The organism is uncultured Campylobacter sp., from assembly GCF_938040115.1.
GTDB lineage: Bacteria > Campylobacterota > Campylobacteria > Campylobacterales > Campylobacteraceae > Campylobacter_A.
The window spans coordinates 1-3,673 of the sequence record NZ_CALHXD010000305.1 but is presented as its reverse complement, the minus strand read 5'-3'; the positions used below and the strand labels follow the sequence as shown (position 1 = coordinate 3,673).

Sequence of the window (3,673 nt, the reverse complement as noted above, 5' to 3'; positions counted from 1 at the left end):
ACATATCACTGGTCGTTCAGCTCACGCAGCAGGTGCACCACAAGATGGTGCAAATGCCCTTTTAGCTGCATCTCAAATGGCACTAAGCATGCATGGTATTACAAGACATGCAAAAGGCGTGACTAGGATAAACGTAGGCGTTTTAAAAGCAGGTGAAGGCAGAAACGTCATCGCACCAAATGGCTATCTAGCCTGCGAAACAAGGGGCGAGGATACAAATTTAAATGAATTTATGTATAAAAAATGTATTGATATCGTAAAAGGCGTGAGTGAAATTTATGGAGTAGAGAGTAAAGTCGTAAAAACTGGCGGTACAAACGGAGCCGATAGCGACAAAGAAGTAACTGAAATTTTCTATGAAGCTGCAAAGCAAAGTCCATTTATAGATGATGACAAGATCGTAAAAGAGCTTGATTTTGGTGCTTGTGAAGATTTTGCTCATTTTATGAGAGCTTTGCAAGATAGGGGCGCAAAGAGTGGCTATATGATGATAGGAACAAATTTAAAAGCAGGCCATCACAACTGCAAATTTGACTTTGATGAGGAGTGTTTGGTGGCTGGGGTTGATGTCTATCTAAGATCTGCTTACAAATTAAATGGAGTAAAAAAATGAAAAATGCTTTACTAATCAGCGCTTCAAGCTACCAAGATACTGGCTACTTGAGACACTGCAAAAACTGGGTTAAGGAATTTTTAGGTGAATGCGGCAAGGAAGAAATTTTATTTATCCCTTACGCTGGAGTTAGGCGAACAAATGACGAGTATGAGCAAAAAGTAATTGATAGATTAAAAAATAGCAATATAAAATCAATCCATCACTACGAGGATAAAATTTCAGCTATCAAAAACGCTAACAGTATCGCAGTTGGCGGCGGAAATACCTTTATGCTGCTTTACACGCTTTATAAGCTAAATTTGATTGAGCCTATAAAAGAAGCTGTGGCAAATGGCGCAAAATACTTTGGCTGGTCAGCTGGCGCAAACATCGCTGGCAAGACGATGATGACGACAAATGATATGCCTATCATCATGCCAAAGAGCTTTGATTCGCTAAATATCTTCCCGCATCAGATAAATCCGCATTTTATCAGCGGCAAGATCGCCGGACATAACGGCGAAAGCAGGGAGGAGAGGCTGGAGGAGTTTTTGATAGTAAATCAAAAAAGCCTGATCTACGCGCTGCCTGAAGGCACGGCTCTAAGGATAAAAGGCGAAAATGCGACCGTGATGGGCATGGAAAACAGCCCGGTTTTAAAAATGGCGTACCAAAAAGAAACCGAGCTCATAAAGGTTGGAGATAGCTTTAAATTTTAGTCGTTTGGGCCCGCACTCAAATTTAACTAGCGGGCTAAAATCGGTAAAAACGTTCTTTAAAATAGTTGTTACGATTCGGCGAAATTTGGCGAAAAACTCAAATTTGAGGCGCAATTTTTTAGTGGCTAGCAAATTTTAGATAAACGCCTGTCGACGAATTTAAACGAAAAGATTAAATTTGACTCGAAACTAGCGCGCAAAATCCAAACGGCGTAAATTTGAGTCAAATTTGAAACAGGAATAAAAAAACAAAACGAAAGGGGACAAAATGGCTACTGCTAAGCTAATCTGTGCGGTCATAGGCTTGATCGCCGTCGTGTTTTTATTGGTCAAAAAAAGAGAGACCAAAACCGTGCTCATCGGCGTGGGACTCGTGCTCTGCGTCATCTGTCTAAATCCGCTCGGAGCGCTTGAGAGCTTTACGAAGTCGATGACTTCGGCCGGCCTTATCAAGGCGATTTGCGCCAGTATGGGCTTTGCTTACGTTATGAAGGTGACTAAGTGCGACCAGCACCTGGTTTTGCTACTTACGAAGCCGATGAAAGATATCGGATTTTTTCTGATTCCGGCTACTTTCGTACTGACTTATCTTATCAATATCGCGATACCGTCGGCTGCGGGCTGCTCGGCTGCGGTGGGAGCTACGATGATACCGCTTTTGATGGCCTCTGGCGTACGTCCTGCGATGGCGGGAGCTGCTGTGTTTGCGGGTACGTTTGGCGGTGTGCTAAGCCCGGGATCTGCGCACAACATCTTCGTAACCGACATGGTTAAAAAGACAAACGAAGCCTACACCGTCCAAGACGTCATCGGCGTGCAGTTTCCAAACGCCGTAGCCGCCGGTATCGTCGTTTTGATCGTGATTAGTTTGACGGCGATTATCTTTAAAGATTATCAAAAAGGACAAGATTTCTCGCCTAAATCTACAAGCAACGCCGGCGAAGCGACGCAGACGAAGGTAAATTTGCTGTTTGCTCTAGCGCCTCTCATCCCGCTAGTTATCCTCGTCGTCGGCGGCACCGGCCTAAATAAAATCTCATGGCTAGCATGGACGAAGATGGGCGTGGCCGAGGCTATGATCCTTGGCGCTATCATCGCAGTTTTCATCACGTGGACGAGCCCGGAAAAGATCACCAAAGAGTTTTTTAACGGTATGGGTAGTGCCTACGCCGAGGTTATGGGTATCATCATCGCTGCCGGCGTTTTCGTCGCAGGTCTAAAGGCGTGCGGAGCGATCGATGCGGTCACTGAGTGGTTGAAACACTCTCAGGAGTTCGTGCGCTACGGCGGTACTTTCGTGCCGTATCTCATGGGTACGGTTACGGGCTCTGGCGACGCGGCTACTATGGCGTTTAACCAAGCTATCACCGTTCACGCCGCGGATCTGGGCTTTGCGCAGGATAAACTAGGCATGGCCGCTGCGATCTCAGGCGCTCTAGGTCGCTCGTCGTCTCCTATCGCGGGTGCAGCGATCGTGTGCGCGGGTCTAGCTATGGTTAGCCCGGTCGAGATAGCCAAGCGAACGGCTCCTGCGATGGCGATAGCCGTGTGCGTTATAGCGTTTTTTATGCTCTAAATTTACGGAGCTAAATTTGATAAAGTCGGCGCTTTGCCGACTTTTTGTTTTTGGAGGTATTTTGTCGTCAAATTTATCAAAAAAATGGCTAAAAATTTTAGATCTAAATTTAATATCCTAGTTTTTTAAAGGTTTTGTATGTTTCGCAATCTAAAACATCTATCTCGCACGCTTTTTTAAAGTACTTTTCAGTCGTTTCATGACTTTTTTCTACTCCTTTGCCATATCTATACAAATATCCTGCGCTTCCACAGCTTGCGCCATCCTTGAGGTCACAACCTTTTATGTATAACTCGCGGGCCTTTATGTAGTTTTGATTGTTTTCTTTGCTGTTTTCGTATAAAAATCCGCCGTAATAACATCCCTTTGCAAATCCTAAATCGCAAGCTTTCGAATATAGCGTAATTGCTTTTTGTTCGTCGCGTTTTACGTCTTTGCCTTCATCGTATGATAGCCCAAGTATAAAGCATCCGACATTATCGTCTAAATCGCAAGCTTTAGCGTATAGTTTATTTGATTTTTCGTAGTCTTTCTTGACGCCTTCTCCTCTGCTGTATAATCCCCCGAGATTGGAACATCCTTTTGCAAATCCTAAATCGCATGCTTTAGCTAACAGCTCTACGGCCTTATCGTAGTCTTGCTTTATTTCTCGTCCTTTGCCGTATAAAATTCCAATCTTTACGCAGCTTTCGCCGTTTCCGCCGTCGCACTCCTTTTGCAGCGCGTCTAGATCGGTGCTGACAGCTAAAGCCGAAGCTGCGATTAGCGGTAAAAATATCTTTT

Annotated in this window: 4 protein-coding genes; 3 read left to right on the top strand and 1 reads right to left on the bottom strand. The window is 44.5% G+C overall.

Annotation, left to right across the window (positions count from 1 at the left end; genetic code table 11):
• The 3 genes from Q0314_RS10385 to dcuC all read left to right on the top strand — a co-directional run.
• Nucleotides 1-613 (top strand): peptidase dimerization domain-containing protein (locus Q0314_RS10385; protein ID WP_298058777.1); only part of this gene is annotated, 613 nt, incomplete at its 5' end.
• Nucleotides 610-1,314 (top strand): dipeptidase PepE, encoded by a 705-nt coding sequence (gene pepE / locus Q0314_RS10380; protein ID WP_298058775.1) that lies wholly within the window; start codon nucleotides 610-612, stop codon nucleotides 1,312-1,314. The genes Q0314_RS10385 and pepE, both read left to right, overlap by 4 nt.
• Before the next feature lie 268 nt (nucleotides 1,315-1,582).
• Nucleotides 1,583-2,890 carry a C4-dicarboxylate transporter DcuC gene (gene dcuC, locus Q0314_RS10375; protein WP_298058773.1) on the top strand — a complete coding sequence of 436 codons (1,308 nt, stop codon included), beginning with the start codon at nucleotides 1,583-1,585 and terminating at the stop codon, nucleotides 2,888-2,890.
• A 109-nt stretch (nucleotides 2,891-2,999) separates the two neighbouring features.
• On the opposite strand, the gene Q0314_RS10370 is transcribed toward dcuC, so the two are convergent.
• Nucleotides 3,000-3,673: tetratricopeptide repeat protein (locus Q0314_RS10370; protein ID WP_298058771.1), on the bottom strand; the 674-nt coding region annotated here is incomplete at its 5' end.

What these genes read in the sequence shown, in the direction of transcription:
- pepE (WP_298058775.1), top strand. Translation starts at nt 610, where the DNA reads ATGAAAAATGCTTTACTAATCAGCGCTTCAAGCTACCAAGATACTGGC.
- dcuC (WP_298058773.1), top strand. Translation starts at nt 1,583, where the DNA reads ATGGCTACTGCTAAGCTAATCTGTGCGGTCATAGGCTTGATCGCCGTC.